The organism is Corallococcus terminator (genome assembly GCF_049194865.1).
Taxonomy (GTDB): domain Bacteria; phylum Myxococcota; class Myxococcia; order Myxococcales; family Myxococcaceae; genus Myxococcus; species Myxococcus terminator_A.
Map to the genome: position 1 here is coordinate 48,083 of NZ_JBLZWL010000037.1, position 24,846 is coordinate 72,928.

Below are 24,846 nucleotides of genomic sequence, written 5' to 3' on the forward strand. Positions count from 1 at the left end.
TGACGTCACATCACAGGCCGGAGCAGAGCCCCGCGCCACGGCCCAGGCCATCGCCGCCGCAGTCCAGCGGCCCGACCTCGCTGCAGGCGATGAAGTTCTGCTGCGTCAGGATCTCCTCGAAGTCGGCCGTGTTGGTGACGTAGATCCACTCGTAGAGGGTGGCCTCGTCGAACGACTTGGTGCGGTTGATGTTCTCGTTCAGGAAGATGCGACGGGAGAGCGGGTAGGCGTTCGTCTCGCCGGCCTGGATCAGCTTGCGCACGTTGGGGATGCTGGGCTCCACGTAGCCCGCGGTCGTCGGGGTGATGGGGGCCACCGCCTTCAGCCAGAGCTTCGCGTTGCCTGCCCGAGTGGCCGAGTCACCGGCGAAGCCGATGGCGTTGGCGTCGTTCTCCGTCAGCTTGCCGATGCAGGTGGTGGCGCTGTCGAAGGACGTGCACGGGGTGGGGTTGGAGACAGAGCCGTCGACGATGACGGTGATGCCAGGGCAGAAGGTCCCACCCTTGAGCAGCGACTTGAACGTGTCCGTGGTGCCGGAGAGGTCATCGCGGCGGTACTTGACGATGGTGGCGGACGGCTGACTGACGTCGACCTGATTCCAATTGGTGGGGCACGCGCCGGTGATGGCGACGCCCGAGCTGTCGGTGGCGAAGAAGATGCGACGCAGCTGCTCCGTGGTGAGGCCCGTGTTGGGGAGCGCGGAGAATCGGGTGGACTTCACGAACGCGCTCACCGCGTCCAGAGCGATGGTGTTGCTGCGCTCGCCAGGGCAGCAGGCGCCCGTCGCCGTGCCAGTGAAACAGGCAGAACCCGACGCCGTCTTCGGCGCCGCGAAGTCACGCGACATGGGGGCCAGCGTCTGCGCCGCCGCGCTGCAGAAGCCGCTGGAGCCCACGCCGTTGCGCAGGCAGGCCTCGCCCACGCCGGAGCCCTTGCCCTCGATGATCAGCCCGGCACCCGACTGCAGGGTGGACGCGATGAGGGCCTCCTTCAGCGTGTCCGAACCATAGAAGTTCGGGATGGCCAGCGACGCCTTCTGCTCCGCCGCGTCGATGGCCTGCGCCCCTGCTCCGGACTGACCTCCACAACCCACGATGGACATGGCCACGAACGTGGCGGACATCACCCACTTCATGCTGTTGCGGTGCATGGACGGCTCCTTGGATGCTGTGTTGGATTCAACGCAACGCAAGGTGCCTGAATGGACAGACAATCACCGACTCAACTCTGTCAAATCTTGGCCAGCGCCACGTCACACCCGCGCCGCCGGGTGACAACAGCCAATCCGTTGCACAACCGTGTTTTTCATCGAAACGTGACATCCGACCCGCCCCTCGGATGTGCGCGAGGCCGGAAACTCGGCCCGCGCCGCACCTGTCACCTCCAGGACAGATGAGGGCCGCGCGCCACGCCCGCCGCCCGCCTGCTCCTCCCTGGAGTGCCACGGGCCTGTCTGCCTTCCGGCCGGGCGCGTCGTTTTTCCTCCCATGTTGGCTGGTGGACAGGGATTTTTTCAGGAGAGCGGACACATTTCTTGCCCCCCAGGCCTGGGTCCCCATCGCTCCCAGAGGGAAGAGCCTTCAGGAAGCAGGGCTGGCAATCGCCTTGCAGAAGCCTCCCCACGGTTGAAGGGCAGGGGGTCGTCGGGGGCGGGTGGCGGGGGAGAGAGGTCGGGGCGGTCATGGCGGGGTGGCGGTGGGTGAGCGTGGTGTGTCTGGTGGGTCCTCTCCTCGTGGCGTGCGGGGAGCAGGCCCTGGCGGCTCCACGTGCTCCGGACTCGAGGGTGGTGAGGGCGGCGGGGGCGGAAGGTCGTGGCGAGGGCGAGGGGGCAGTGGCGTGGTCGCGCCCGTTGGCGAGCGGGGACAGCGAAGCGCCACAGGCGGTGATGGCCCCCGACGGGGACGTTCTCGTCGCGGCGACATACCGAGAGCCTTTGGACGTGGGGGGCGGCCCCCTGCCTTTCAACCAGGGTGCGGCGAAAGCTCATTTGATGGTGGCGCGCTTCTCCCCGGACGGGGCCCTGCGCTGGGCGCATGGGCTGCTTCCGGGTGAGGGCACGTCCGCCGCGCGCGTGGGCGGACTCGTCATGGATACGCAGGGCAAGCTCTGGCTGGGCGGCGCCGCGTCGGGCTCCCAGTGGGGCGACGTGCGCCTGCCGGACGGACCTTTCATCGCGCGCCTGTCGGCCGAGGGCGCCGTCGAGCACGTGAAGGGCTTCGCCGGAGAGGGCGCGCTCACCGTGCACGCTGTCGCCCGGGACGACGCGGGCGTGGTGGTGGTGGGTGACTTCTCCGGAGCCCGGGACTTCGGCGACGCCGTGCGCGAGCCGCCCGACGGCGAGCGCGGCGCCTTCGCGGTGCGACTGGGCCCGGACGCGCACACGCGCTGGAGCCGCGTCTGGTCCGCCGGGCCCCAGGGCCTGGTGACGGCGCGCGCGACGGCGGTGGACGCCTTCGGCGGCATCTACATAGGAGGTGCGTACGCGGGCGCGGTGTCCTTCGGCGGGGCCTCGTTCATCACCGTGCGCCAGCGCACTCCCTTCGTCCTCAAACTTCATCCGGATGGCACACACGCGTGGAGCCGGGACTTCCGAGGCGCCACCGGTGCGGTCTCCGCGCTGGCGGTGGGCTCGGACCGCGTCTTCGTGGCGGGCGCCTTCTCCAGCCGCTTCTACTTTCAGAACAAACCCCATGACGCGGGCGCCCATCACGGCTTCGTGGCGGCCTTCAACGCGGACGGCCATGAGCGCTGGGCGCGCTCCTTCGCCGCCACCGCCACCGCGCTCGCCACGGATGACGCGGGGCAGCTCACGCTCACCGGCACCCATGACGGCGGACTGGATTTGGGCCGAGCGCCCTCCCCCGCCGGCCTCTATGTCGCCCGCCTCCTGCCTGAAAAGGGAGACTCCCTTTGGGTGCGAGGCTTCTCCAGCCCCCTGCCCCCCACCGCCCGCGCGGTGTCAGTGGATGGAGCAGGCAATACCCTGGTCGCTGTCGCGCTGCGGCGAACCCAACCTGTGGGAACCCCTTACCCGCATCCCCAGGATGGCTTTCTTTTCCGTCTGAAGCCCTGACATACACACACCACCTGACGGGTTGCGGGCCTCACGGTCCCCCTCACGGTTGGCTCGGGTTGTGGACACAATCACACCCCGCAATTCGACTTCCGGCGCCTGTCCATGCTATTCGCGAGCCCGCCTTCAGGTGTGTGACGTTGCACCTTGAAGGGCGAGGCTGTGCTGAAGCGTCGGCGCGCGGCATCTTCGCTCGCAGGCGGCCAACCCCTCGACACCACTCCCTGTTCACTCCGGGGCGCGGCGTTGTGGGCCGCGCTTCGGTCGAGCCTCTGTGAGGAGTTGCACCCCCATGACACGCACTGTTCCACGGATGGACGCCCTGCGTAGGGGCGTCACTGGTGTCGCCGCCAGGGCCCTCGGGCTGCTGACGGTGTTCGCCTCCAGCGCCGCCCACGCCAGTGAAGCGGACCTCGTTCTCCCTGACTTCACCTCCAGGTCGTTCTTTGGAGGCAGCATCAACGGGCACCAGTTGTTGCTGTCTGGCATCGCGGTCTGCGTGCTCGGACTGGTGTTCGGTTTCATGCAGTACGCGACCTTGAAGAACCTGCCCGTGCACCGGGCGATGCTCGAGATTTCCGAGCTCATCTACGAGACGTGCAAGACGTACCTGATGACGCAGTTGAAGTTCATCGCCGTGCTGTGGGCGCTCATCGCCGTGGTGATGGTGGGTTACTTCGGGTTCCTGCGCCACATGGGCGTGGACCGCGTGGTCATCATCCTGGTGGCGAGCCTCGTGGGCATCGCCGGCTCGTGTGGCGTCGCCTGGTTCGGCATCCGCGTCAACACGTTCGCCAACAGCCGCACCGCCTTCGCCAGCTTGCGCGGCAAGCCCTACCCCACGTACGCCATTCCGCTGCAGGCGGGTATGTCCATCGGCATGGTGCTCATCAGCACCGAGCTGTTGCTGATGCTCGCCATCCTGCTCTTCATCCCGGCGGACTTCGCGGGCTCGTGCTTCATCGGCTTCGCGATTGGCGAGTCGCTCGGCGCCTCCGCGCTGCGCATCGCCGGCGGCATCTTCACGAAGATCGCCGACATCGGCTCGGACTTGATGAAGATTGTCTTCAAAATCAAGGAGGACGACGCGCGCAACCCGGGCGTCATCGCGGACTGCACGGGCGACAACGCCGGTGACAGCGTGGGCCCCTCGGCGGACGGCTTCGAGACCTACGGCGTGACGGGCGTGGCGCTCATCACCTTCATCCTGCTGGCCGTGGGCGAGGGCTTCCGCGTCGACCTGCTGGTCTGGATTTTCGTGATGCGCATCGTCATGGTGCTCGCGTCGCTGGCCGCCTACGGCCTGAACAACGTGTACCAGTCCGCCAAGTACAAGAACGCGGACCACATGAACTTCGAGCACCCGCTCACCGCGCTGGTGTGGGTGACGTCGCTCATCTCCGTGGCCTTGACCTTCCTGGTCAGCTACCTGCTCATCCCCAACCTGAACGGCGACCCGTCGCTGTGGTGGCAGCTGTCGCTCATCATCAGCTGCGGCACGCTGGCGGGCGCCATCATCCCGGAGGCCATCAAGGTCTTCACCTCCACGGAGAGCCGTCACGTTCGCGAGGTCGTCACGGCCAGCCGCGAGGGTGGCGCGTCGCTGAACGTCATCTCCGGCCTGGTCGCGGGCAACTTCTCCGCGTACTGGATGGGCCTCATCATCGCCGGCCTGATGGGCCTGGCGTTCTGGTTCAGCGGCTCCGGCGTGCCCGGCGAGGGCGTGGGCCAGCTGATGATCGCAGCCCCGGTGTTCGCCTTCGGCCTCGTCGCCTTCGGCTTTCTGGGCATGGGCCCGGTCACCATCGCCGTGGACTCCTACGGCCCGGTGACGGACAACGCGCAGAGCGTCTACGAGCTGTCCCTCATCGAGAACGTCCCCAACGTGCAGGCGGAGGTGAAGCGCGACTTCGGCTTCGACCTCGACTTCGAGAAGGGCAAGCAGTTCCTCGAGGAGAACGACGGCGCGGGCAACACCTTCAAGGCCACCGCCAAGCCGGTGCTCATCGGCACGGCCGTCGTCGGCGCCACCACGATGATCTTCTCCATCATCGTGCTGCTCGTCGGCATCACCGACGGCCAGCTCAACACCGAGAAGACGCAGTTCCTCTCGCTGCTGCACGCCCCGTTCCTGCTGGGCCTCATCACCGGCGGCGCCATCATCTACTGGTTCTCCGGCGCGTCCATGCAGGCGGTGTCCACCGGCGCCTACCGCGCGGTGGAGTTCATCAAGGCCAACATCAAGCTGGAGGGCGTGGAGAAGGCCAGCGTGGCCGACTCCAAGAAGGTCGTCGAAATCTGCACCCAGTACGCGCAGAAGGGGATGATCAACATCTTCCTCGCCGTCTTCTTCAGCACGCTCGCGTTCGCCTGCCTGGAGCCATACTTCTTCGTCGGCTACCTCATCTCCATCGCCATCTTCGGCCTCTACCAGGCCGTCTTCATGGCGAACGCCGGCGGCGCCTGGGACAACGCGAAGAAGCTGGTGGAAGTGGAGCTGAAGGCCAAGGGCACGGAGCTGCACGCGGCCTGCGTCGTCGGCGACACCGTCGGCGACCCGTTCAAGGACACGTCCTCCGTGGCGCTCAACCCGGTCATCAAGTTCACCACCCTCTTCGGCCTGCTGGCCGTGGAGCTGGCGGTGGAGCTGGAGGCCGCGGGCCAGGGCAACCTCACCCGCATCTTCTCGGTGGTGTTCTTCGTCCTCTCGACGGTGTTCGTCTACCGCAGCTTCTACGGGATGCGCATCCAGAGCGTCAGCCAGGGCGCGTCGTCGTCCGACGCGAAGCCCCAGGCGGCCGTGAAGACGGCCTGAGCCGGCCCTCCACGTCCCTGAAGTGATTGAAGCGGCGGGGTGCCCTCTCGAGGCCCCGCCGCTTCGCTGTTCACGCGCCAATGCCTTCCGGGTCCGTCCTCGACTCCCCGCCCAGGTGCATGCCCGTCTGGCAGCGGTAGTCCGTCACCAGCGCCACGGCCAGCGACGACAGCCCCAGCAGCACATGCAGCGTGGCGACCATGGGGCTCTTCCGGGCGTACCCCAGGACAAAGGGCGCCAGGACTGACGCCGTTCCGTGGACGTAGTCGAAGATTTCGTGCGCCTCGATGGGGATGAGCCTGGCCAGACTCAGCCGGGCGTCGGTGAACAGGGACACGCCAATGGCCGTCGCCCCCAACACCCTCCCCGCCCGGCGCGCCCGCCTGTCCTTGGACAGCTGCCCTGAGACCAGCGCCGCCACGCCCCCCCGGTAGTCCAGCAGGGTGTGGACTTCAGAGGGCACCCACCGGCGCAGGGGAAGTCGCTCGAAGAGGGGCCGGGAGAGGATGCCCGCCCGGGCGCTCTTGTCCGCGACGTGCCGCGCCATCCGGCGGGGGCCCGGCTCCCTCTGGGGTGGGGCGGACATCGGGGGAAGGGTGGGATTCATGGCACATGCCTTTCCAAGGGAGGCCAGGGGCTTCCATGACGGTAGGCACTCGGCCCCCGGAGCGCGCGGCGCCTATCCATGTAGGAGTGCCTGCTGGCAAGCAGCCAAGGGGGCTTCCACTCGGACGGTCGGCGCGGGCAAACTACGTCCCGCCTTACGGCCTCTAGATTCTCAAAGGCCGATAACCGCGGCGTGCCGCACCACCGAGAGAACGCGATACATGGCAACTGGTACCGTGAAGTGGTTCAACGATGCGAAGGGCTTTGGTTTCATCGTGCAGGACGGTGGCGGTGAGGACGTGTTCGTCCACCACACGGCCATCAACATGGATGGCTTCCGCACGCTGCAGGAAGGCCAGAAGGTGGAGTTCGAGGTCGGCCGCGGCCCCAAGGGCCTGCAGGCGCAGAACGTGCGCGCCGGCTGAGGCGTCCCGACGCGGTGGTCCCTGAAGCCCGGCATCCGCGCGCGCGGGGTCGGGCTTCTTCCTTTTGCTGTTCGGCGGCGCGTGGGCTTGCGAGGCTACAGAGGCCATGCGCCTGCCCCGCTTCCCCCGAGTCATCGGCTTCGACGATGCGCCCTTCGCTCGCCGGGCTGGCTCCGCCGTGCAGCTGGCGGGTGTGGTGTGCGCGGGCACGCGCTTCGAGGGGCTCGTCTGGGGCCGCGTGCGGCGCGACGGGTGGAACGCCACGCGCGAGGTGTGTCGGCTGCTGGAAGGCGGCAAGTTCCTGCCGCAGCTCCACCTGGTGCTGCTGGATGGCATCGCCTTCGGAGGCTTCAACGTCGTGGACCTGCCGGAGCTGGCGGCGCGCCTGGGCAAGCCCTGCGTGGCGGTGATGCGGCGGCCTCCTGACCTGGACGCGGTGGAGCGCGCGCTGCGGCGCCTGCCTCGAGCGGACGCGCGCTGGGCGAAGCTGCGCCGTGCGGGCGACATCCACCAGCTGGGCGGCTTCACCTTCCAGGTGCGGGGCGCGGAGCCCTCCTTCGTCGCGGACGCGCTCGCCCTGGTGACGGACAAGGGCCGCGTCCCGGAGGCGCTGCGGCTGGCGCACCTCATCGGCTCGGCCGTCATCACCGGCGAGAGCAGTCAGCGCGCCTGAGTCAGCCCGGACTCGATTTCACATCCGGCGTGCAGCATTCGCGTTGGCGTGGAACGCGCTGTGGAGTGGCGGCAATGTTCCGCCGGGCCGGGTCCAGCGCGACACAATTCCTTTCCACTATTCCAGGGCTGACAGAGTCGCGGGGGGGTGTATCGAGCGGGCCCGGATGTTTGTTATTGTCGACCCTCCCCAGGAGGGAGGGCGCATGTTCGAAGTCTCCAACGATACGAACCGTCGCACGGTCACCGTTCGGTTGAAGGGCTTTGTCCGACCCACTGAAATGAAGGATTTCGCCACGGCCTACCGGGCCGCGACGGATGCGTATGCAGGAGGCCGGCACCTGGTGCTGGCGGATATGCGGGGCTTGAAGGCGCTGGAACCGGAGTCCGCCACGATTTTCGGAGAAGTGGTGGCTTACGGTCGTCAGCGTGGCTGTCTGATGTGCGCGCATGTGTCGGACTCCACCATCGCCCGGCTGCAGACGACGCGGGTGGCTTTCGAGGCCGCGCCCAACGACGACATCACCGTGGATTGTGTGTCCTTGGAGGAGGCGGAGCGGCAGCTCACCAAGGCCCGCACCCGCCACTTCCTGGTGAACGAGCCGGCCGCCGCCCACGCTCGCTGACGTCTCACTCTTCCCGCGCGCGACCCCCTCCTCGACGCCCTGTCGCGTCGCGCGCGGTTGTCTTCAAAGGCTGTCTCGACTGAACGGCCCCGTGCCGGATGGCGAAGCCCTGCATCGAGACAGCCTCGCCTGTCGCACGCGGACATGCGGGTGAATCACCTCCGGCGCGGACGCGCGTGCTCCAGGTATGCCCGCACCAGCGGAGAGACAGGAAGTCTCAGGGCGGTGTCCAGGTCGATGAACGCGGCCCACGTGACTTCACGGTCATCAATGGTGAGCGTGGGCTCGGAGTCCACGTCCAGTTCCAGGAAGCGGACATGGTCCTCCTTGTTCTCGGAGGTGCCCACCGCCTCGAAGGCGGGCCGCAGCGACGCGGGGTCCACGCGCACGCCCACCTCCTCGTGGAGCTCGCGCGCGCCGGCTTCGGCGGGGGACTCGTCCCGCTCCATGCCGCCGCCCGGCATGCTGAGCTGCTGCTTGTAGGAGTTCTGGAGGAGCAGCACCCGGCCCTCGTGCCAGACGCCCACGAAGACGCCCTGCGTCCGGGGGTTGCGCACGAACCAGTACACCCGTGCCAGCGTGTACGCACCTCGGTAGCCCGTGCGGGCGAGCGCATCCACCCAACGCTTCACCGGCGGCTCCAGGTCCAGGGCATCTGGCTGTCATACCAGGAGACGGCGGCGCGCGGCGCGAGGGGCCTTCCTAACGAGCCCGCACCTCGGCGGGGACCTGGGGGAGCCAGCCCACCTCCAGCACGCCCCACAGGCCCAGCAGGATGGCCTCCGCGGCGTCATGGCGCAGCGACGTAGGCCTGGGGGCGTGGGACCAGTCGATGACCTTGCGGGCCAGGCCGTCCGCGGCGTCCTTGGCCTGGCCTCCACTGCGTTGCTCTCGCGCGTAGAGCAGCCGCTCCCGCCAGTCCTCGGCGGAGACGCGCAGCACGGGCAGCGCGCGACGGGAGGCCTCGCGCTCCCAGACGTCGGCGACGGGTCCGCCGCCCTCCAGCACCAGGAAGGACAGGGGTCCGGTGTCCGCGAGCACGGCGGGCACCGCGCGCTTCAGTCGGGACTGGCTGCCGAAGTTCTGGGAGCGGTACGTGCGCAGGCGGCCGTCGCGGCCGTAGAGGGCCAGGCCCGAGCGCAGGCCCAGGTCCACGGCGAGCAGGCCGGGCGACTCAGGCGTCGAGCCCATCGCGCCAGGTGCAGCGGTAGGTGACGTCGGCGGAGGAGAAGTCGCGCACGGTGACGACGGGCTGGATGGCGCCGGTGGCGCGCAGGCCCGCGAGCACGGCGCCCTGGGTGAAGTAGCGGATGGGGCCGGCCTCGTTCATCCAGAGGTCGACCTCGGCGGAGGACACGTCGGCGACGCGGGCCTCGGTGTAGTTGTTGCCGGAGCGGAACATCTGCCGCGCGCGGCCCACGCCCCGGCGAGGGCCCAGCAGTTGAATGACGCTGAAGAGGGCGCGGCCCATCACCGTCTCGCGGTAGCCGTCCACCATGCGCTCGCCGAGCAGGGAGTAGGCGACCTCCGCTGATACATCCGGGTGGAGCTCCTGGGCCGCGACGCGGACGGCGGAGCACCAGATGTCGAAGACGTAGGCGGGCTGGAGCTTGCGCTCCAGGTCCAGGCCCACCTCGCGCAGCCGCTCTCGCAGAGCCGGCGTGACACGTCCCGCGAGTCCGCGCACGAAGAGGCCTTCGAAGGTGTGCTCGAAGACGAGCTTCTCCGGCATGTTCACCAGTGTACTCCGGTCCCTTAAGCTGTGGCAGCGGGGTACGGAATTCCATGGGTCTACAACGAGAGCTGGCCGTCATGGCCATGAACGCGACGCCGTTGCCAGGCAAGACGAACTTCCTGGAGGAACTGGGTGTGGCGACGCCGGTGCCACGCATCCGGGGTTCGATTGGGGCGGTGGCGCGCGAGCCCTTCCTGGCGTTCGACAACAAGCGGCTGTTCGACTTGTTGGTGGCGTTCACCATCGCGGACTTCCCGGATGGCGCGGGGTGCTCGGACTACTTCAATCCGCACAGCCCTTGGTACAACGTCTTCTACGGCGCGTACGGGGTGCGCTCGTACAAGCGCGACGGCAATCCGTGGGGTTTCCGGAGTGACGGGCGGCCGGACGTGGAGGAGATGCTGGAGATTCCGAGGCTGGACTACAACTTCCTGACGGCAGGGGAGCTGGGTTGTCCGGCGTCGCGGATGTGCTTCGAGGTCCGCGAGGTGACGACGGGCCGGCAGGGCGCGTGGCACAGCGCGGACGTGGCCTGTGTGATTCCCAGCGGGCTGCATCGCACGGAGGACGCGGACTCGCCGGACCTGAGCTACTACGCGGTGTTCGGGATGCCGGAGGAGGACTACCTCGCGGGCGGCCGGGAGAGCTACGAGCCGGTGGCCATGCGCGGGCGCATGTACTGGCGACCGGTGGCCGACCGCCTCACGCTCGCCTGGGGTGGACTGTGCCCTGACACTCCCGACGGTCAGAGCCTCATGCACGCCATCATCGACGCGATGACGCCTGTGTACGCGGGCGGCTGAACCAGATTGTGAGCCCCATGCACCCAAGCCCCCACGAACTGCTGGAGCTGCTGTCGGAGGCGAAGCGCCTGGAATGGGGGAGCGCCGAACAACTGAAGCTGCTCGAACGCCTGCGCGCCGGATGCCCCGCCCATGTGCCAGGCCTGCTGCTCTCCAGCAGGGCGCTGCTCTGGGGGAAGGAAGACCTCGCGGACCCCGCCGCCTTCTTCACGGAGGTCGAGCAGTTGCTCCTGGGTGCCGTCGATGCCTCGGACAGAACGCCTGAAGCGCTCATCGGACTGGCCCGCTTCAAGAGCGTCGTCCGCGACTCGCCGCTGGAGGCGGAGGCCCTCTACCGGGAAGCCGCCACCCGCGCGTTGAGCGTCCTGGAGGAAGCCTGGGTCGGCCTCGTCGAGGCTCTCGGAGAGCAGGGAAAGACAGAGGGCGCCGCAAGCACGGCCGACCTCGCCCGCAAGTTGTTCCCCGACTCCAGCGCGCTCGCCGAGGCGCGCAAGTTCGCCGGACTCAAGGACTGAACCACCGTCGGACACCGGGCCCGAGACACTTCGCTCGGGCCCGGCACATGTTTCACGCGGCCGGGCTGGGCCCGGGTGACACGGGGGCTTCTTCGGGCACGGGCGCCTCCGCCTTCGTCGTCCTCCAGAAGCCGACCTTCTCCATCGCCGCGAACACCACCGGCACCACCAGCAGCGTCAGGAACGTCGAGGTGATGACGCCGCCAATCACCGAGATGGCCATCGGCGCGCGGAACTCCGAGCCCGTCCCCGAGCCCACCGCCGTCGGCACCATGCCAATCGCCATCGCCGCGCTCGTCATCAGAATCGGACGCAGTCGCCGGGGCCCCGCCTTCATCAGCGCCACGTCCACCGAGTCCCCCTCACGCAGGTGCTGCAACGCACCGTCGATGAGCAGAATCGCGTTCTTCGTCACCAAGCCCATCAACAGGATGACGCCAATCATCGCGCCCATCGACAGGTGATACCCCGTCACCACCAGGCCCAGCAGCGCGCCCACCAGCGCCAGCGGCAGCGACGCCATGATGGTGAACGGGTGCTTGAAGGACTCGAACTGGCTCGCCAGCACCATGTAGATGAAGACGAACGCCAACCCGAACGCCAGGCTGAAGGCCTCGTTCTGCTCGTCCAGGCTCTTCATCTGTCCGTCATAGACAATCGCATAGCCAGGAGGCAGCGGCGCCAGCTCCACCTGCGCCCTCAACGCCTTCGCGATATCACCCAGCGCCGCGCCCTTCGCGAGCTGCGAGTACACCGCAATCTGGCGCTCCCGGTTCTCGTGCTCGATGACGCTCGGCCCGTCCCGCAGCTCCACCAGCGCCAGGTCCGACACCGGCCTCAGCCCGCGCGGCGTGTACACCTCCAACTGCGCCACCCGCTCCGGCGTGCTCCGGTCCCGCTCCGCCAGCCGCACGCGGATGTCCGTCTCGTTCGTCCCTTCGCGCAGCTTCGCCACCACGTCGCCGCTGATGGCCAGCCGCAGCTGCGTCGCCAGCCCCGCCGCGTTGATGTCCGCGTCGCTCGCGCGCGCCCGGTCGATGCGCACCTGCAACTCCGGCTTCGGCGGGTTCGCCTCCACCCGCACGTCCTCCGTGCCCTTCAGCCCGCGCAAGATTCCCGCGACGCGCTCCGCCTCCTGATTCACCCGCGTCAGGTCCGGCCCGGTGATGCGAACCATGATGGGGTAGTAGTCGCCCAGGCCCTCAATCGTCGGCGGGTCGCTCAGGTTCACCCGCGTCGCCACCAGCGGCGTCAGCAGCGCGCGCGCCTCTTCCTTCAGCACCGGGATGCCCTTGGTGCGCTCGCCCTTGCCCACCGTCAGCACGCGCATGCGCGCCTTGTTCACATCGCCGTTGGTGCCGACGATGGAATAGATGGCCGTGATTTCCGGCAGCTTGCGCAAGAGCGCCTCCGCCTCTCCCGTGCGCGCCTCCGTCTCCGACAGGCTCGACGAGTCCGGCAGCTGCAAGTCCACCAGGAACTGCGAGCGGTCCTCCGGCGAGATGAACTCCGCGCCCAGCCGGCTCGCCGCTCCAAAGGACAGCACCAGCACCACCACCGTGATTCCCGCCGTCGCCCACTTGTGCGCCAGCACCCAGCCCAGGATGCGCGCGTAGACGCGCTCCGTGCCGTCCAGGAAGCGCCGCAACCCCGACGCCACCGCGTTCTCCTTGCGGACCTCTCCCGGCACCCGCTTCTTCGCCAGCCGCGCGGACAACATCGGGTCCAGCGTGAAGGAGATGAACAACGAGACGAGCACCGCCGCGGAGATGGTGATGCCGAACTGCTTGAAGAACTGCCCCACGATTCCGGGCATGAAGGCCACCGGCACGAACACCGCCACCAGCGACAGCGTCGTCGCCAGCACCGCGAGCCCCACGTCGTTGGTGCCGTTGGCCGCCGCGCTCATCGGGTCTTCGCCCTTCTCCAGCCGGTGCGTAATCGCCTCGCGCACCACCACCGCGTCGTCGATGAGCAGACCGATGGCCAAGGACAACCCCAGCAGCGTCATCTGGTTCAACGTGTAGTCCAGCAGGTACATCACGAAGAACGTGCCGATGACGGACGTGGGCAGCGCCAGCGAGGAGATGAACGTGCCGCGCCCATCCAACAGGAACATCAGGATGATGAGCACCGCCATCGCGCCACCGAAGACGAGCGCAATCCACACCTCGTGGGCGTTCTCCCGGATGAGCTCCGACTGGTCGATGAGCAGCGTCGCCGTGAAGCCCTGCCCCACCTCCGGCGCCATGTCCTTGAGCACCTGCTTCACCGCGTCGCTCACCGCCACCGTGTTGGAGCCCGGCTGCTTCACCACCTCCAGGATGACCGCGTCCTGGCTGTTGAGCCGCGCCACCGTGCGCCGCTCCGCCACGCCGTCCGTCACCGTGGCGATTTCGTCCAGCCGCACCTGCGAGCCCGTCCGGCTGCGAGCCACGGGCAGCGCGCGAATCTCATCCACGTCGCGGAACTGGCCCAACGAGCGCACCGTCAACTCACTGGCCCCCAACGCCAGACGTCCCGCCGGCAGGTCCAGGTTCTCCGCGCCCACCCGCTGGGCGATTTCCAGCGGCGACACCCCCGCCGAGCGCGCCTTGTCCAGGTCCACGTCGATTTGAATCTCGCGCGTGTCACCACCGGTGATGCGCACCTCGGCGGCGCCCTCCAGCTGCGCGAGCGCGGGCTTGATCCGGTCGTCGATGAGCCGGCGCAGCGACTGCGACGGCATGTCCGCCGAAACGGCGTACGTGAGGATGGGCGTCGCGGAGAGGTCCACGCGGCCCACCACCGGCGCATCCGCCGTCTGCGGCAGCTTGTTCGCGATGCCGGCAATCTTGTCGCGCACCTCCTGCACCGCGCGGTCCACGTTGGTGGACAGCGTGAACTGCACCACCACCGTGCCCAGGTTCTCCCGGCTCCAGGAGTGAATCTTGTCCACGCCGCTGATGCCCGCGACGGCGTCTTCCACGGGCTTGACGACCTGGGTCTCGATTTCACCCGGGCCCGCGCCCTTGTACACGGTGGTGACGACGACGACGGGGAAGGACACGTCCGGATACAGGTCCGTGCCCAGGCGCCCCAACCCCATCAGTCCGAGGACGATGAGGCAGAGCGACAACATGGCCGTGAACACCGGCCGACGAATGGAGACGTCGCTGAGGAACATGGACGCCCCCTTACTTCACGGTGACGCGCGAGCCCTGTGACAGGCCCGGCGTGGGGTGGTCGATGACGGACTCGAACGGCGAGCGGGCCAGCACCACGACCTCGCGCTCACGCCGCTCCAGCACCTGCACGTCCACGCGGCTCACCTCGCCCCCGCTCCCCACCACGAAGACATGGTCCCCGTTGGAGGACGACAGCGCCGTGCCCGGCAACACCCTCGCGTCCTGGTCCTCGCCCAACAGCAGCACCGCGCGCGCCAGCGTGTGCGCCACGAAGCGACCATCCGCGTTGGGCACCGACAGCTCCACCGGTACCCGTCGCGTGGCCGGGTCCGCGGAGGGGAGGATGGTGCGCACCGTCGCGTCCTCGGTGAACACGCCCGCGCCGCCAATCGACTCCACCCGCACCTTCGCGCCGGGCTTCAGCCGCGAGCGCAGCGACTCCGACACCGTCGTGCGCAGCAGCAACGTGTCCAGGTTCTCCAGGTTGAACAGCGGCGTGCCCGGCCCCACCGTGGCGCCGGTCTGCTCGGGCGCGTCGATGAGCGTGCCAGAGAAGGGCGCTCGCAGGTCATGCCGCCGCCGCGCCGCCCGCGCCTGCGCGAGCTGGGCCTGCGCGGCCAACAGCTGCGCCCGCGCCTGCGCCGCCGTCGCGGAGCTGGAGCGGTTCTGCAGGTCGCTCACCCCACCCTCCTTCTGGAGCGCCTCATTGCGCGAGGCCACGTCGGACGCCATCGTCGAGCCGGCCTCCGCGGCTGCCACCGCCGCCTGCGCCTGCGCCACCTGTGCGTCGACAATCTCGACGTCGAGCTGCCCCAGCACATCGCCCTTCTTCACCGCCGCGCCCTTGCCCAGCTTCACGGCGGCGAGCCGGCCGCCCACCTCGAAGCCCACCTGAAGCGCCTGCGCGGGGAACAGCGTGCCCGTCACCTCTTCCCGAGGCGCCGCTCGCACCGTGCGCGTGGCGACCAGCTTCACCGTGGGCACCGCCGCGTCCGCCTTGGCGGCCGTGGCCGGCGTGGAGGAAGCATCCGCCTTGCCGCAGGCGGGCAGCGACAGCGCCGTGACGACGACACCCGCGGCTGCGAGTGCTCGCAGGGCGGAACGTTTCCAGATGGGGTTCACGGGCTTTTCCTCGGGGTGTGGCGGGTCTTCGCGCGGGCGGAAGGCCGGCGCTGGGAAGTCGTGGGGCGCTTGGCCCGGGAGACAACAGGCTCGGGAACTGGCGCGGGGACATCGAAGCGGGGCAGCGTGCCGCCCTCGCACAGGCGCTGGAGCGTGTACGCCCAGGCGGACATGTCCGGCTTCTCCGTCAGGTGCACCATGCGCTGGGACAGGAGCACGTACGCGCCGACGATGACGGAGGCGAACAGCTTCGCGTCCATCTCCTGGTCCGCCGCGCCCGCCTCCTGCATCCGCCGGAAGTCCCCCGCCACGCGCTCCACCTGCGCTTCCGTCATCCGCCACAGGAGCGACTCGAAGGGCGTGCCCTGGCTGCCGCTGACGAGCACCGAGACGACGTCGCGGCAGGACCACATCAGCTCGAGCGACTCCAAATCGAACGCCGTCTCCAACTCGACGAACCGCCGGTAGCGCTCGCTGTGCTCCAGCCTGTCGCGAGAGGCCATCACACCCTGCCCGAGGAAGTGGCGCTCCACCGCCGCCATCCGTCGCCCGTTCACCTCGTTCAGGCGCGCCTCGAACCGGGCCAGCACCTCCGCGAACAGCGCATCCTTCGAGGGGAAGTGCAGATAGAACGCGCCCTTGGAGAGCCCACACGCGGCGGTGATGTCCTCGATGCGCGCCCCACGCAGCCCCTTGCGGGCGAACTCCGCCCGGGCCGCGTTCATCAAGGCTTCCCGGGCATGGGGGTCAGCGGGTCTCGGCATGGCGGACCCGTTACTAACCCGGCGGTCATTAATGGCGCAACTTGACTGACCGACGGGTCAGAAACCCGCCAGACATTCCAGTCCAGGCGTCCGAATCAGCCTTGGCGCGCACCGCCGCCCACATTCATCAGGGCGGTGCAGAGTGGACACGCCGTGGGCCCGTGGGGCACGTCGCGGCGGTGCAAATCCAGCACGGCGCGGGAGATCTCCGCCAGTTCGCGGCGCACCTCACGCCGCGCGCCCTTCACGCGGGCAATCTTCAGGTTGTCGTAGCTGGTCGTCTGGTGACGCATCCACGCGATGACGGCGGCCTCCGCGCGGCGCTCCACGGGGATGCGCTCCGTACGGGCCACGGTGCCGCTGCCCACGGGCGTGGCATGCGCGGCGACGAGCACCGCCAGCCGCTTGGCGTGGGGCAGCCACGCGGGGGAGAAGGCGAGGAAGCGCAGCACGGCGTTGGCGAAGTCGACCTCGTACTGCTCCTGCTCGCGGGCGCGGCGCTCGCGGCCAGCGGCCAGCTTCTTGGCGTAGGCGGGCGTGGCGCGCTCGGAGTCCAGCGCGGCGCGGGCCTGATGGATGTGCGGCTCGGGGGCCCACACGCCTCGGGAGAACAACTTGCGGCCCACCTTCTCCACCACCGTCCAGGTGGGGCCGGCCGCCTTCACACGGCGGGTGAGGCCGGCGTCGCCGGGGGGCAGGAGGGCCCAGCCCTCCGGCACGGAGAGCACGCGTCCATCCGGGGCACGCACGCGGCGAGGGTCAGGGGTGGGAGCGAACGTCAGGGATTCAGGCATGGCGGTGTCTGGGACGGCGGCCTCATAACACGGGCGGGTCCAAACCCTGCTAAATGGCGCCTCGCGCCGTGGGTGTGGCGCGGGAGACTCTCTTCGCGTGGGAAGTGCCGGCATGTCCCTCCTCAAGCTCACGTTCCTCGGCACCTCCGCCGCTCAGCCCACCCTGCATCGCAACCTGTCCGGGCTCGCGGTGAAGGCGGACACGGACCTGCTCCTGTTCGACTGCGGCGAGGGCAGCCAGCGACAGATGGTGCGCTTTGGCACCGGCTTCACGGTGGACGCGGTCTTCTTCACGCACTTCCACGCCGACCACTACCTGGGAATCATCGGCTTCCTGCGCACCCTGGGGATGATGGGGCGCGAGCACGCCATCCACCTGTACGGCCCGCCGCCCGCGCGGCGCCTCCTGCACCAGGCCGTGCACCTGGGCGTGGAGTCCATGTCCTTCCCCATTGAAATCCACGAGGTGAAGGACGGAGACGTCATCCGCCGCGACGGCTACGCGCTGCACGTGGTGGGCGTGGACCACCGCATCAACGCGCTGGCGTACGCGCTGGTGGAGGATGGCCGGCCGGGGCGCTTCAACGTGGAGAAGGCGCGCGAATTGGGCGTGCCCCCGGGCCCCAGCTTCGGCAAGCTCCAGAAGGGTGAGGCCGTGACGCTGGAGGACGGGCGGACGGTGAAGCCGGAGGACGTGCTGGGCCCGCCGCGCGCCGGACGCCGGGTGGTCATCTCCGGGGACACGCGGCCGTGCGCCGCGGTGGTCAACGCGTCGAAGGACGCGGACCTGCTCATCCACGAGTCCACCTTCTCCGATGACGAGCAGGAGCGGGCCCAGGAGACGCATCACTCCACGGCCCGGGAGGCGGCATGGGTGGCGCGCGAGGCGGGTGCGCGGCGGCTGATTCTCACCCACCTGTCCAGCCGCCACGACACGGACCCCGCGAAGCTGCTCACGCAGGCGCGCGAGGAGTACAAGGGCCCGCTGGAAGTGGCGTACGACGGCCTCACCCTGGAGCTGCCGCTGCGCGACGAGTAGCGCGCGTCAGCGGCGGCTCCAGCGCGGCGAAGCGTTACTGAATCTTGTCGGCCTCGGCGCGCAGCGTGGCGGCGGACTCGGCGTCCACCTTCTGCAAGAGCTCCCACTCCATCTCCCCGTCGCGGCTGATGTTGCCGCCGTCGGCGCGGACGCCCGGGTCATTCAGCTCCTGGGAGCGGCCACCAGAGCTCGCGCTCTTGGTCTCCGTGGCCAGCTGCTTGTGGAACTCGATGGCGCTCTGGCCGGGGCCGCGCTCGGTGCCCTTGATGTGGTAGCGCACCTGCGTGGTGCCCAGCGACGAGGGGGCGCCGTGCATCAGCCACTCGGTGGTCGCCTCGAAGCCCTGCGTTCCCACGCGCATCGAGTAGCCCTTCTCCTTGAGGAGGGCCAGCGCCTGCGGCCACACCTCGGCGATGGGCTTGCGGTACACGTGGGTCCGCGTCTTGTCGTGCAGGAAGGCCTCGCGGCGGCGGCCGGCGCAACCCGCGGCGGTGGTCAGACAGAGGGCGGCGACGACCAGCAGCGCGGTGGGCCCGAGCCGCGACTTGGACAGGTTCAGGTTCATGACGACTCCAGGGAACGTGAGACGCCGCAACATCCCTCACGCCCCGGCTCGTCGCCAAGTCCCCCGCTCCACCCGTCAAGTCCCCCGGTCAGGAAGCTTGCGTGGGGCAACTATCTTTTCCCCTGCCTGCCCTCGCTCGGGGTGTGGCCAATGGTTGGCGCTCCACATTTTCCAGGTTCTGCTTCGGCCGGGCGGTGAGGGTGCGCCAGAGTGTCGCGCCCGTCCCAGCCTCGGGGCGGCCTCCCAGGCAGGTGCGCGAAACGATGCTGCGACGACTCGGCGGACTCCTCGGTGCGTTGTTCCTTCTCTCGGCGGTGGGCGGCTGTAAGCGCAACACGCCTGGCGCTGAAGCCACGGGCACGTCGGTGTACGTGGCCCGGCGCATCCGCACGCTGGACGCGGCGCGGCCGCAAGTCGAGGCGCTCGCGGTGCGCGAGGGCAAGGTGCTGGCCACGGGCACGCGCGACGAGGTGCTGGCGGCGGCGGGCCCCGGCGCGCGCGTGGTGGACCTGGGCGAGGCGACGGTGGTGCCGGGCCTGACGGACTCTCACGGACACCTGTCCGCGCTGGGCCAGTGGGAGGGCACGGTGAGCCTGCTGGGAGCGACCTCCCGGGAGGAGGCCGTGGCGCGCGTCGCCTCGGCGCCGAGCACGTCGTTCCAGGGCGAGTGGCTCGTCGGTCAGGGGTGGGACCAGAACGACTGGACGGACAAGGCCTTCCCCACCCGGCAGGACTTGGATGCGAAGCACCCCGGCGTGCCGGTGATGCTGACGCGCATCGACGGCCACGCGGCGTGGGTCAACAGCGAGGCCCTGCGGCGCGCGGGCGTCACCCGCGCCACGAAGGACCCGGAAGGCGGACGCATCCTGCGCGGCGCGGATGGCGAGGCGACCGGCATCCTCGTGGACAACGCCATCGGCCTTGTCTACGCGGTGCTGCCCCCGCTGACGGAGGAGCAGCTCGCCGGACAGCTCACCGCGGCGCTCGCCAGGGCCGCGAAGGCGGGCCTCACCGGCGTGCACGACGCGGGCATGGACCTGCACACCTTCCGCCTCCTCCAGCGCTGGGACAAGGAGGGCAAGCTGCCCCTGCGCGTCTACGCCATGGCGGACGGGCAGAACCCGGACCGCGAGACGTACCTGCGCGAGGGCCCCTACCAGGGTGAGCGCCTCACGCTGCGCGCGGTGAAGCTCAGCCTGGACGGCGCGCTGGGCAGCCGGGGCGCGGCGCTGCACCAGGACTACAGCGACGAGCCGGGGCACCGGGGCCTGTTGATGATGACGCCGGAGGAGTACGAGCGGCGCGTGAGGGCGTTCATGGCCGCGGGCTTCCAGGTGTGCACGCATGCGATTGGAGACCGCGCCAACACGCTGGTGCTGGACACGCTGGTGCGCGCGGCCGAGGCCACGGGCACCAAAGACGGCCGCCACCGCGTGGAGCACGCGCAGGTGATGCGACTGGAGGACATCGACCGGCTGGGGCGCGGCGGCTTCCTGGCCAGCGTGCAGCCCACGCACGCCACCAGCGACATGCCCTGGGCGGAGGCCCGCGTGGGCGCCGAGCGCATCCGAGGCGCGTACGCGTGGCAGCGATTGAAGGCCTCCGGCGCGGTGCTGGCATTGGGCAGCGACTTCCCGGTGGAGCGGCCGGACGTGCTCGCGGGGCTCTACGCGGCGCGCACGCGGCAGGACGCGCGCGGCACGCCCCAGGGCGGCTGGTACGCGGACCAGCGATTGAGCGGCGAGGAGGCCCTGGAGGGCTTCACCGTGGGCGCGGCGTACGCCTCCTTCGCGGAGGCGCGGCGCGGTCGGCTGCAGCCCGGCATGGACGCGGACTTCGTCGCGCTGTCGGTGGACCCGGTGGACGCGCCCGTCGCCGAGCTGCCAGGCGCCCAGGTGCGCCTGACAGTCGTGGGCGGCGACGAGGTCTACCGCGCGGCGGAGCAGTGAGCCGCGACTAGAAGGCCGCCTCCGAGCTGAGCGACTGGACGCGGCGGTTGAGCTCTTCCTGAGCCGACTGCCGCTCCTTCGCCAGCCGCTCCAGCTCGCGGGTGATGGCCTCCAGCCGGTCCTCCTGTTCGTTGAGCTTGGCCACGAAGCGCTCGGCCAGCTCACGCTGGGACACGCCGCTCTTGAGCGACTCGATGTTGGCGCGGATGCGCTCCTGGTCCTTGAAGAGCTGGGCGCGCTCGGCCGTGAGCTGCTGCTCGTCGCGCGTCAGCGCCGCCACGCGCTCGCGGATGGCAATCACCTCGCGCAGCGCGTCCGCCATCTTCGGGTCCACGTAGCGCTGCGACAGGAAGAAGGCCACGTCGTCCGGGCCCGCGCTGGAGACGGAGTACTGCCGGTGGCCGCGCGTGCGCTCGGACACCACCAGCTCGTCCTGTGAGCCCGGGGCCAGCTCGCGCTTGAAGCGCCAGAAGCCGTCCGTCGTCTCCGCGGGCGCGGGCATGTCCTTCTCCAGCTCCCAGCCCGTGCGCGGGTGCTCCACGTAGAGGACCTGCGCCCGCTTCCCCTTGTTGCGCACCAGGTACTTCGTGCGCCGCACGTGGAAGTACTCCACCACCAGCGAGCCCCGGCTCACCACCGCGCGGAACACCGGCCCGTCCTCCGTGTTCTCCTCGATGGAGACGACGCAGCCCAGCTCCACCGCGTACGGCACGAAGCGCGTGTCCAGCGGCTTCATGGTGTCGAGCATCGCCTCGCCCACGTACCGCTCGTCCTCCGTCACCGTCACCGGCCCGCCCTCCAGCGTCAGGCCCGTGGTGTTCTTCAGCTCGATGCACGCCATGGGGTTCTTCTCGCGCGTCGTGCGGTTGTAGAGGAGCACCCGGCGGCCCTCGAAGGGCTTGTGGAGGATGGGCACCAGCGCGCTCTGGTTGCGGTGCACCGTCACCGGGCGGTCCACGCCGTACTCGAAGAGGTCCCCTACCTCCTTCGTCAGCGTCGTCACCTGGTTGTTCTGCTCCATCACCTCGCGCAGCCCGGGGCCACCGCCACCTCTCGGGCCTCCCACGAAGCTCGCCTCCTTGCGCATCATCTTCTTGGAGCGTCCCGGAGCAGCGGCGGGCGCGGACATCATCGGCATGGCCGCTTCGCTCTCCATCATGTCCGCCGAGCCGCCGAAGCTCTCCTCCGGAATCACCGGCGCCGCGGCGGCCTCCGTGCGCACCTCCACCACCGGCCGCTTCATGTAGCGGGGGTTGTAGAGGTCGTGCACGAAGGACACCGGCAGGCCCGCGACGAGCGCCAGCGACACGTCCACCCAGTCCTCGTCTCCCGTGTTGTCCACCAGCGCCCAGCCCTGCAGCAGCGGCGACTCGCCCTCGTCCAGGAGGATGCGGTAGCTGGTCTTCCACACCGGCGCTTCCAGCACGTAGCTGACGAAGACCTCCCGCTCGCCCTCGCCGGAGGTGAGGATGGACATCCGCTTGCTGTCCTTCTTGTACGAGGACAGCACCGTGGCCAGGTAGAACTCCAGGTCCTTGCGCACCGCCTCGTCGAGGAACTCCAGCTCCGCGATGTCGAGCACGTCGAAGGTGCGCAGCGAGCCGCCCACCAGCAGCGTCAGGAAGGGCCGCACGACGCTCGTCTCGCCGGCCGCCACCGCGAGCGACTCCAGGCCGATGATGGCGCCCTCCACCTGACCGCCGCCCACCCGCGCCCGCACGCGCGCGCCCTTGATTTGACCGAGCAGCGCCGTGAGGCTGCCGTCCTCGGGAATCCGGATGGTGGCCTCGGAAAGCAACTGCTCCAGCGGCTTGGTGGAGTCGTAGCTCACCGCCGACACCGAGCCGCCCGACAAGTCCAGCACCGTCAGCGACTTCAGCACGTCATTCATGTCGCGCGCCTTGAAGTCCAGGTGCAGCGTGTCGCTGCCCGTGACGCCACCTCGGCGCTCGAAGTAGCCGACGCCATGCTTGTAGAGGACGACACGACGGATGGGCAGGTTCGTGGCCATGAGCGATGGAACTCCAGGAAGTTGGGGACAGCCTGCGCTCCGGTGTATCAAGCCCGCCCAGGGGTCGCGCAATGCCGCGCTCAAGCCCCGCGAGGTGTCGCCCGAATGCGAAAGCCCACCGCAACCTTCCTGTCCCGTTCCGCGCTGGTGTGCGCGACGCTGGCGTTTGGCGCCGGCTGTGAGAGCACGAAGCCGCGCGCCGTGAGTCCCACCGACGGCGTGCCCGTGACGCAAGGCGGCGCGGCGGAGGCTCCCCAGGCGGCCACTCCGGAGTCGCCCGCGCCCCAGAAGGGAGGCTCGCCCTGGCAGCGGGCCCGGGTGGGCGACAAGGTCGTCTATGCGTTCTCCGGCATCCGAGGTCAGCCGGGGGATGCGAACGGCGCGGCGGCGGCGGGGAAGCTGACGCTGGAGGTGGCGGCGGTGGAGGGCGCGTGGGTGTGGCTGACGCTCGGCTTCACCAACGACTCCGGCAAGCCCCTGGAGCAGCCGAAGCTCGCGCGTGTGCTGACGCTGCCCATGCGCGCGGACAGCACGCGGACGCTGGAGGCGGAGCGCGAGGGCGCGCAGAGCGCCGAGCAGCCCACGGCCGCGGGCCGCACCTGGGAGGCGAAACGTTACCTGCGTGACAATCGTCCCGTGGACGGTCCGCTGGAGAATCGGCTGTACGCGGTGGACGCGGGGCCGCTGTACCTGACGAACGGGTTGCTGGACGCGAGCACCACGCTGGCGGGCTTCCGCGTGCCGGGCAGCTATCAGCTCACGCTGGTGGAGGTGAAGCAGGGCACGGGGGACGCGGGCAAGGTGCCGGAGCGCGAGTCGCCGCTGGGGCCGGGGACGTGGTTCGACTTCGAGGCGGAGTCGGAGGGCACGAAGTCGGTGCTGCGCACGTGCCTGGGCGCCGAGCGCGGCTTCGTGCTGCGCTCGGAGGGCCTGGCGCCCGCGGGCGCGGGTGGCGAGCCGTGCAAGGACTTCGCGCAGGCGGGCGCGGTGCCGTTGGAGGAGGCGCTCTTGTCCTTCCTCTGGGATGCGCTGGACCCGAAGCAGTGGCCGCCCGCGATTCACAACGCGGCGCCCCCGGTGCGCGAGACGCTGACGGTGGGCACGAAGAAGCTGGCGGTGCTCCAGCTCGACTCGGCGGAGGGCGCGCCGGGCCTGAAGCAGGTGGGCTCCAGGCAGTTCGCCGCGGACCCGTGGGACAAGACGCTGAGCGGGCTGGCGCACGAGGCGCGCTTCTCGCCGCTCTCCGACTTCCTCTACCGCGTGTCGCCCAAGGGCAAGCGTGAGTCGATGGGCGGCCGGAAGCTGGTGGACTGGGGCACGTGGCAGCCGTGACAGGGCTCGCGCTCTACACGGTGGTCATCGAGGTGGAGCCCGGCGCCGAGGACGCGTGGAACCAGTGGCACGAGGGGACACATGTCCCCGAGGTGCTGAGGGAGCCCGGGTTCCTCGGCTGCCGCAAGTGGCGCGACACCGAGCCCGCCAAGGACGGGTGGGCCCGGTACGTGTGTCACTTCGAGCTGGCCAGTGAAGCGGACTTCCAGCGCTACACGGTCAGCGACGCGGCGAAGCACCTGCGCGCGGAGTCACTGGCCCGCTTCGGGACGGTGACGCGGCATTCGCGCCAGGTGCTCACCGAGGCGAAGCGGTTCTGACGTGGGCGGCGCTGGCCTCGGTCGGCGCCTGCTCACCGGGTTGACCGGGCGAGGACCTCCTCCACCCGGCGTCGACACTCCTCGGCGGGAGCCTCGAACTTGTAGTCCCCCAGCGCTTCCGCCCGAGCGGGGTAGAAGTAACGAAGGCTTGCCCACCCATGTCGCCGCTGGCTCTCCGAATCGGAGCGCAGCAACTGGAGGATGGGCTCCTCGTACTTCGCCAGGTCCTCACCGCGCACCGCCAGCTCCGCCAGAATCAGGTGGGAGATGAAGTACTGCTCCCCCAGGCGCTGTCTCAGCGACTCGGGGTCCGCTCGACGCAGGTCCTTCTCCAGGGACCTCGCGACGAAGAAGGACGGCAGCCCCCCCACACAGAACCCCACCACCGCTCCCACCAGCACGCCCCCGACTGCGCCCATCCATCCCAGGAGGCCGTGCCCCACGACGGACCCCACGCCCGCGCCCACCAGGAGCGACAGCACCTGAAACATGTCGAAAGCGGTGAACACCCCT

Annotated in this window: 23 protein-coding genes; 11 read left to right on the forward strand and 12 right to left on the reverse strand. The window is 69.5% G+C overall.

Annotated features, from left to right (window positions below):
• Nucleotides 1–10: 10 nt before the first annotated feature.
• Nucleotides 11–1,150: a PstS family phosphate ABC transporter substrate-binding protein gene (locus tag ACN469_RS13850; RefSeq protein WP_498767966.1), complete on the reverse strand. Its 1,140-nt coding sequence runs from the start codon at nucleotides 1,148–1,150 to the stop codon at nucleotides 11–13.
• Nucleotides 1,151–1,990: 840 nt separating this feature from the next.
• Between ACN469_RS13850 and ACN469_RS13855 the strand changes: the two genes are divergently transcribed.
• Nucleotides 1,991–3,073, forward strand: coding sequence for a hypothetical protein (locus tag ACN469_RS13855; protein WP_498767968.1), 1,083 nt, complete (start codon nucleotides 1,991–1,993; stop codon nucleotides 3,071–3,073).
• Nucleotides 3,074–3,365: 292 nt separating this feature from the next.
• A complete protein-coding gene (locus ACN469_RS13860; RefSeq protein ID WP_498767970.1) occupies nucleotides 3,366–5,888 on the forward strand; it encodes a sodium-translocating pyrophosphatase in 2,523 nt (840 codons plus the stop codon).
• A gap of 70 nt (nucleotides 5,889–5,958) precedes the next feature.
• Here the strand turns inward: ACN469_RS13860 and ACN469_RS13865 are convergent, their stop codons facing one another.
• Nucleotides 5,959–6,435, reverse strand: coding sequence for a hypothetical protein (locus ACN469_RS13865; protein WP_498767972.1), 477 nt, complete (start codon nucleotides 6,433–6,435; stop codon nucleotides 5,959–5,961).
• Between the two features lie 280 nt (nucleotides 6,436–6,715).
• Here ACN469_RS13865 and ACN469_RS13870 point away from each other — a divergent pair, with 280 nt between their 5' ends.
• The 3 genes from ACN469_RS13870 (at nucleotide 6,716) to ACN469_RS13880 (ending at nucleotide 8,217) form a co-directional block, all read left to right on the forward strand.
• On the forward strand, nucleotides 6,716–6,919 hold the full coding sequence (locus ACN469_RS13870; RefSeq protein ID WP_046710823.1) for a cold-shock protein: 204 nt from the start codon (nucleotides 6,716–6,718) through the stop codon (nucleotides 6,917–6,919).
• Nucleotides 6,920–7,025: 106 nt separating this feature from the next.
• Nucleotides 7,026–7,592 (forward strand): endonuclease dU, encoded by a 567-nt coding sequence (locus tag ACN469_RS13875; protein ID WP_498767975.1) that lies wholly within the window; start codon nucleotides 7,026–7,028, stop codon nucleotides 7,590–7,592.
• Between the two features lie 205 nt (nucleotides 7,593–7,797).
• On the forward strand, nucleotides 7,798–8,217 hold the full coding sequence (locus tag ACN469_RS13880; RefSeq protein ID WP_498767977.1) for a hypothetical protein: 420 nt from the start codon (nucleotides 7,798–7,800) through the stop codon (nucleotides 8,215–8,217).
• 155 nt (nucleotides 8,218–8,372) lie between these two features.
• Here the strand turns inward: ACN469_RS13880 and ACN469_RS13885 are convergent, their stop codons facing one another.
• The 3 genes from ACN469_RS13885 to ACN469_RS13895 form a co-directional block, all read right to left on the reverse strand.
• Complete coding sequence (locus tag ACN469_RS13885; RefSeq protein ID WP_498767979.1) at nucleotides 8,373–8,849, reverse strand: NUDIX hydrolase; 477 nt, start codon at nucleotides 8,847–8,849, stop codon at nucleotides 8,373–8,375.
• A gap of 70 nt (nucleotides 8,850–8,919) precedes the next feature.
• Nucleotides 8,920–9,408 (reverse strand): hypothetical protein, encoded by a 489-nt coding sequence (locus tag ACN469_RS13890; RefSeq protein ID WP_498767981.1) that lies wholly within the window; start codon nucleotides 9,406–9,408, stop codon nucleotides 8,920–8,922.
• Nucleotides 9,392–9,949 carry a DUF2378 family protein gene (locus ACN469_RS13895; protein WP_498767983.1) on the reverse strand — a complete coding sequence of 186 codons (558 nt, stop codon included), beginning with the start codon at nucleotides 9,947–9,949 and terminating at the stop codon, nucleotides 9,392–9,394. Before ACN469_RS13895 ends, ACN469_RS13890 begins: the two co-directional genes overlap by 17 nt.
• A gap of 53 nt (nucleotides 9,950–10,002) precedes the next feature.
• On the opposite strand from ACN469_RS13895, the gene ACN469_RS13900 reads away from it, so the two are divergent.
• Nucleotides 10,003–10,755 (forward strand): hypothetical protein, encoded by a 753-nt coding sequence (locus ACN469_RS13900; protein WP_498767985.1) that lies wholly within the window; start codon nucleotides 10,003–10,005, stop codon nucleotides 10,753–10,755.
• Between the two features lie 17 nt (nucleotides 10,756–10,772).
• Nucleotides 10,773–11,270, forward strand: a complete 498-nt coding sequence (locus tag ACN469_RS13905) for a hypothetical protein (RefSeq protein WP_498767987.1) — start codon at nucleotides 10,773–10,775, stop codon at nucleotides 11,268–11,270.
• A gap of 52 nt (nucleotides 11,271–11,322) precedes the next feature.
• Here the strand turns inward: ACN469_RS13905 and ACN469_RS13910 are convergent, their stop codons facing one another.
• The 4 genes from ACN469_RS13910 to ACN469_RS13925 all read right to left on the reverse strand — a co-directional run bounded on the left by ACN469_RS13910 (nucleotide 11,323) and on the right by ACN469_RS13925 (nucleotide 17,117).
• Nucleotides 11,323–14,436, reverse strand: coding sequence for an efflux RND transporter permease subunit (locus tag ACN469_RS13910; RefSeq protein ID WP_498767989.1), 3,114 nt, complete (start codon nucleotides 14,434–14,436; stop codon nucleotides 11,323–11,325).
• Nucleotides 14,437–14,446: 10 nt separating this feature from the next.
• Entirely contained in the window at nucleotides 14,447–15,559 is a 1,113-nt protein-coding gene (locus ACN469_RS13915) for an efflux RND transporter periplasmic adaptor subunit (protein ID WP_498767991.1), read from the reverse strand.
• Complete coding sequence (locus ACN469_RS13920; RefSeq protein WP_498767993.1) at nucleotides 15,556–16,284, reverse strand: TetR/AcrR family transcriptional regulator; 729 nt, start codon at nucleotides 16,282–16,284, stop codon at nucleotides 15,556–15,558. Before ACN469_RS13920 ends, ACN469_RS13915 begins: the two co-directional genes overlap by 4 nt.
• Before the next feature lie 134 nt (nucleotides 16,285–16,418).
• Nucleotides 16,419–17,117, reverse strand: a complete 699-nt coding sequence (locus ACN469_RS13925; protein ID WP_498767995.1) for a DUF2293 domain-containing protein — start codon at nucleotides 17,115–17,117, stop codon at nucleotides 16,419–16,421.
• A 112-nt stretch (nucleotides 17,118–17,229) separates the two neighbouring features.
• Here ACN469_RS13925 and rnz point away from each other — a divergent pair, with 112 nt between their 5' ends.
• Nucleotides 17,230–18,156: a ribonuclease Z gene (rnz, locus tag ACN469_RS13930; protein ID WP_498767997.1), complete on the forward strand. Its 927-nt coding sequence runs from the start codon at nucleotides 17,230–17,232 to the stop codon at nucleotides 18,154–18,156.
• A gap of 34 nt (nucleotides 18,157–18,190) precedes the next feature.
• On the opposite strand, the gene ACN469_RS13935 is transcribed toward rnz, so the two are convergent.
• Nucleotides 18,191–18,721, reverse strand: coding sequence for a hypothetical protein (locus tag ACN469_RS13935; RefSeq protein ID WP_498767998.1), 531 nt, complete (start codon nucleotides 18,719–18,721; stop codon nucleotides 18,191–18,193).
• A gap of 263 nt (nucleotides 18,722–18,984) precedes the next feature.
• On the opposite strand from ACN469_RS13935, the gene ACN469_RS13940 reads away from it, so the two are divergent.
• On the forward strand, nucleotides 18,985–20,670 hold the full coding sequence (locus ACN469_RS13940) for an amidohydrolase (protein ID WP_498767999.1): 1,686 nt from the start codon (nucleotides 18,985–18,987) through the stop codon (nucleotides 20,668–20,670).
• Nucleotides 20,671–20,677: 7 nt separating this feature from the next.
• Here the strand turns inward: ACN469_RS13940 and ACN469_RS13945 are convergent, their stop codons facing one another.
• Complete coding sequence (locus ACN469_RS13945) at nucleotides 20,678–22,681, reverse strand: hypothetical protein (protein ID WP_498768000.1); 2,004 nt, start codon at nucleotides 22,679–22,681, stop codon at nucleotides 20,678–20,680.
• A gap of 105 nt (nucleotides 22,682–22,786) precedes the next feature.
• Here ACN469_RS13945 and ACN469_RS13950 point away from each other — a divergent pair, with 105 nt between their 5' ends.
• Nucleotides 22,787–24,013 carry a DUF6068 family protein gene (locus tag ACN469_RS13950; RefSeq protein ID WP_498768001.1) on the forward strand — a complete coding sequence of 409 codons (1,227 nt, stop codon included), beginning with the start codon at nucleotides 22,787–22,789 and terminating at the stop codon, nucleotides 24,011–24,013.
• The gene (locus ACN469_RS13955) at nucleotides 24,001–24,333 is read left to right on the forward strand and encodes a DUF4286 family protein (protein WP_498768002.1); all 333 of its coding nucleotides are present in this window, start codon (nucleotides 24,001–24,003) and stop codon (nucleotides 24,331–24,333) included. The genes ACN469_RS13950 and ACN469_RS13955 overlap by 13 nt, the downstream gene beginning before the upstream one ends.
• Nucleotides 24,334–24,365: 32 nt before the next feature.
• Here ACN469_RS13955 and ACN469_RS13960 read toward each other — a convergent pair whose 3' ends face one another.
• Nucleotides 24,366–24,842, reverse strand: a complete 477-nt coding sequence (locus ACN469_RS13960; protein WP_498768004.1) for a hypothetical protein — start codon at nucleotides 24,840–24,842, stop codon at nucleotides 24,366–24,368.
• Between the last annotated feature and the right edge of the window lie 4 nt (nucleotides 24,843–24,846).

Coding starts and splice junctions, on each gene's coding strand:
- ACN469_RS13945 (WP_498768000.1), bottom strand. CDS start 22,681: ATGGCCACGAACCTGCCCATCCGTCGTGTCGTCCTCTACAAGCATGGC.
- ACN469_RS13855 (WP_498767968.1), top strand. CDS start 1,991: ATGGTGGCGCGCTTCTCCCCGGACGGGGCCCTGCGCTGGGCGCATGGG.
- ACN469_RS13940 (WP_498767999.1), top strand. CDS start 18,985: ATGCTGCGACGACTCGGCGGACTCCTCGGTGCGTTGTTCCTTCTCTCG.
- ACN469_RS13880 (WP_498767977.1), top strand. CDS start 7,798: ATGTTCGAAGTCTCCAACGATACGAACCGTCGCACGGTCACCGTTCGG.
- ACN469_RS13935 (WP_498767998.1), bottom strand. CDS start 18,721: ATGAACCTGAACCTGTCCAAGTCGCGGCTCGGGCCCACCGCGCTGCTG.
- ACN469_RS13860 (WP_498767970.1), top strand. CDS start 3,366: ATGACACGCACTGTTCCACGGATGGACGCCCTGCGTAGGGGCGTCACT.
- ACN469_RS13895 (WP_498767983.1), bottom strand. CDS start 9,949: ATGCCGGAGAAGCTCGTCTTCGAGCACACCTTCGAAGGCCTCTTCGTG.
- ACN469_RS13850 (WP_498767966.1), bottom strand. CDS start 1,150: ATGCACCGCAACAGCATGAAGTGGGTGATGTCCGCCACGTTCGTGGCC.
- ACN469_RS13950 (WP_498768001.1), top strand. CDS start 22,787: ATGCGAAAGCCCACCGCAACCTTCCTGTCCCGTTCCGCGCTGGTGTGC.
- rnz (WP_498767997.1), top strand. CDS start 17,230: ATGTCCCTCCTCAAGCTCACGTTCCTCGGCACCTCCGCCGCTCAGCCC.
- ACN469_RS13920 (WP_498767993.1), bottom strand. CDS start 16,284: ATGAACGCGGCCCGGGCGGAGTTCGCCCGCAAGGGGCTGCGTGGGGCG.
- ACN469_RS13900 (WP_498767985.1), top strand. CDS start 10,003: ATGGGTCTACAACGAGAGCTGGCCGTCATGGCCATGAACGCGACGCCG.
- ACN469_RS13890 (WP_498767981.1), bottom strand. CDS start 9,408: ATGGGCTCGACGCCTGAGTCGCCCGGCCTGCTCGCCGTGGACCTGGGC.
- ACN469_RS13875 (WP_498767975.1), top strand. CDS start 7,026: ATGCGCCTGCCCCGCTTCCCCCGAGTCATCGGCTTCGACGATGCGCCC.
- ACN469_RS13905 (WP_498767987.1), top strand. CDS start 10,773: ATGCACCCAAGCCCCCACGAACTGCTGGAGCTGCTGTCGGAGGCGAAG.
- ACN469_RS13865 (WP_498767972.1), bottom strand. CDS start 6,435: ATGGCGCGGCACGTCGCGGACAAGAGCGCCCGGGCGGGCATCCTCTCC.
- ACN469_RS13910 (WP_498767989.1), bottom strand. CDS start 14,436: ATGTTCCTCAGCGACGTCTCCATTCGTCGGCCGGTGTTCACGGCCATG.
- ACN469_RS13925 (WP_498767995.1), bottom strand. CDS start 17,117: ATGCCTGAATCCCTGACGTTCGCTCCCACCCCTGACCCTCGCCGCGTG.
- ACN469_RS13870 (WP_046710823.1), top strand. CDS start 6,716: ATGGCAACTGGTACCGTGAAGTGGTTCAACGATGCGAAGGGCTTTGGT.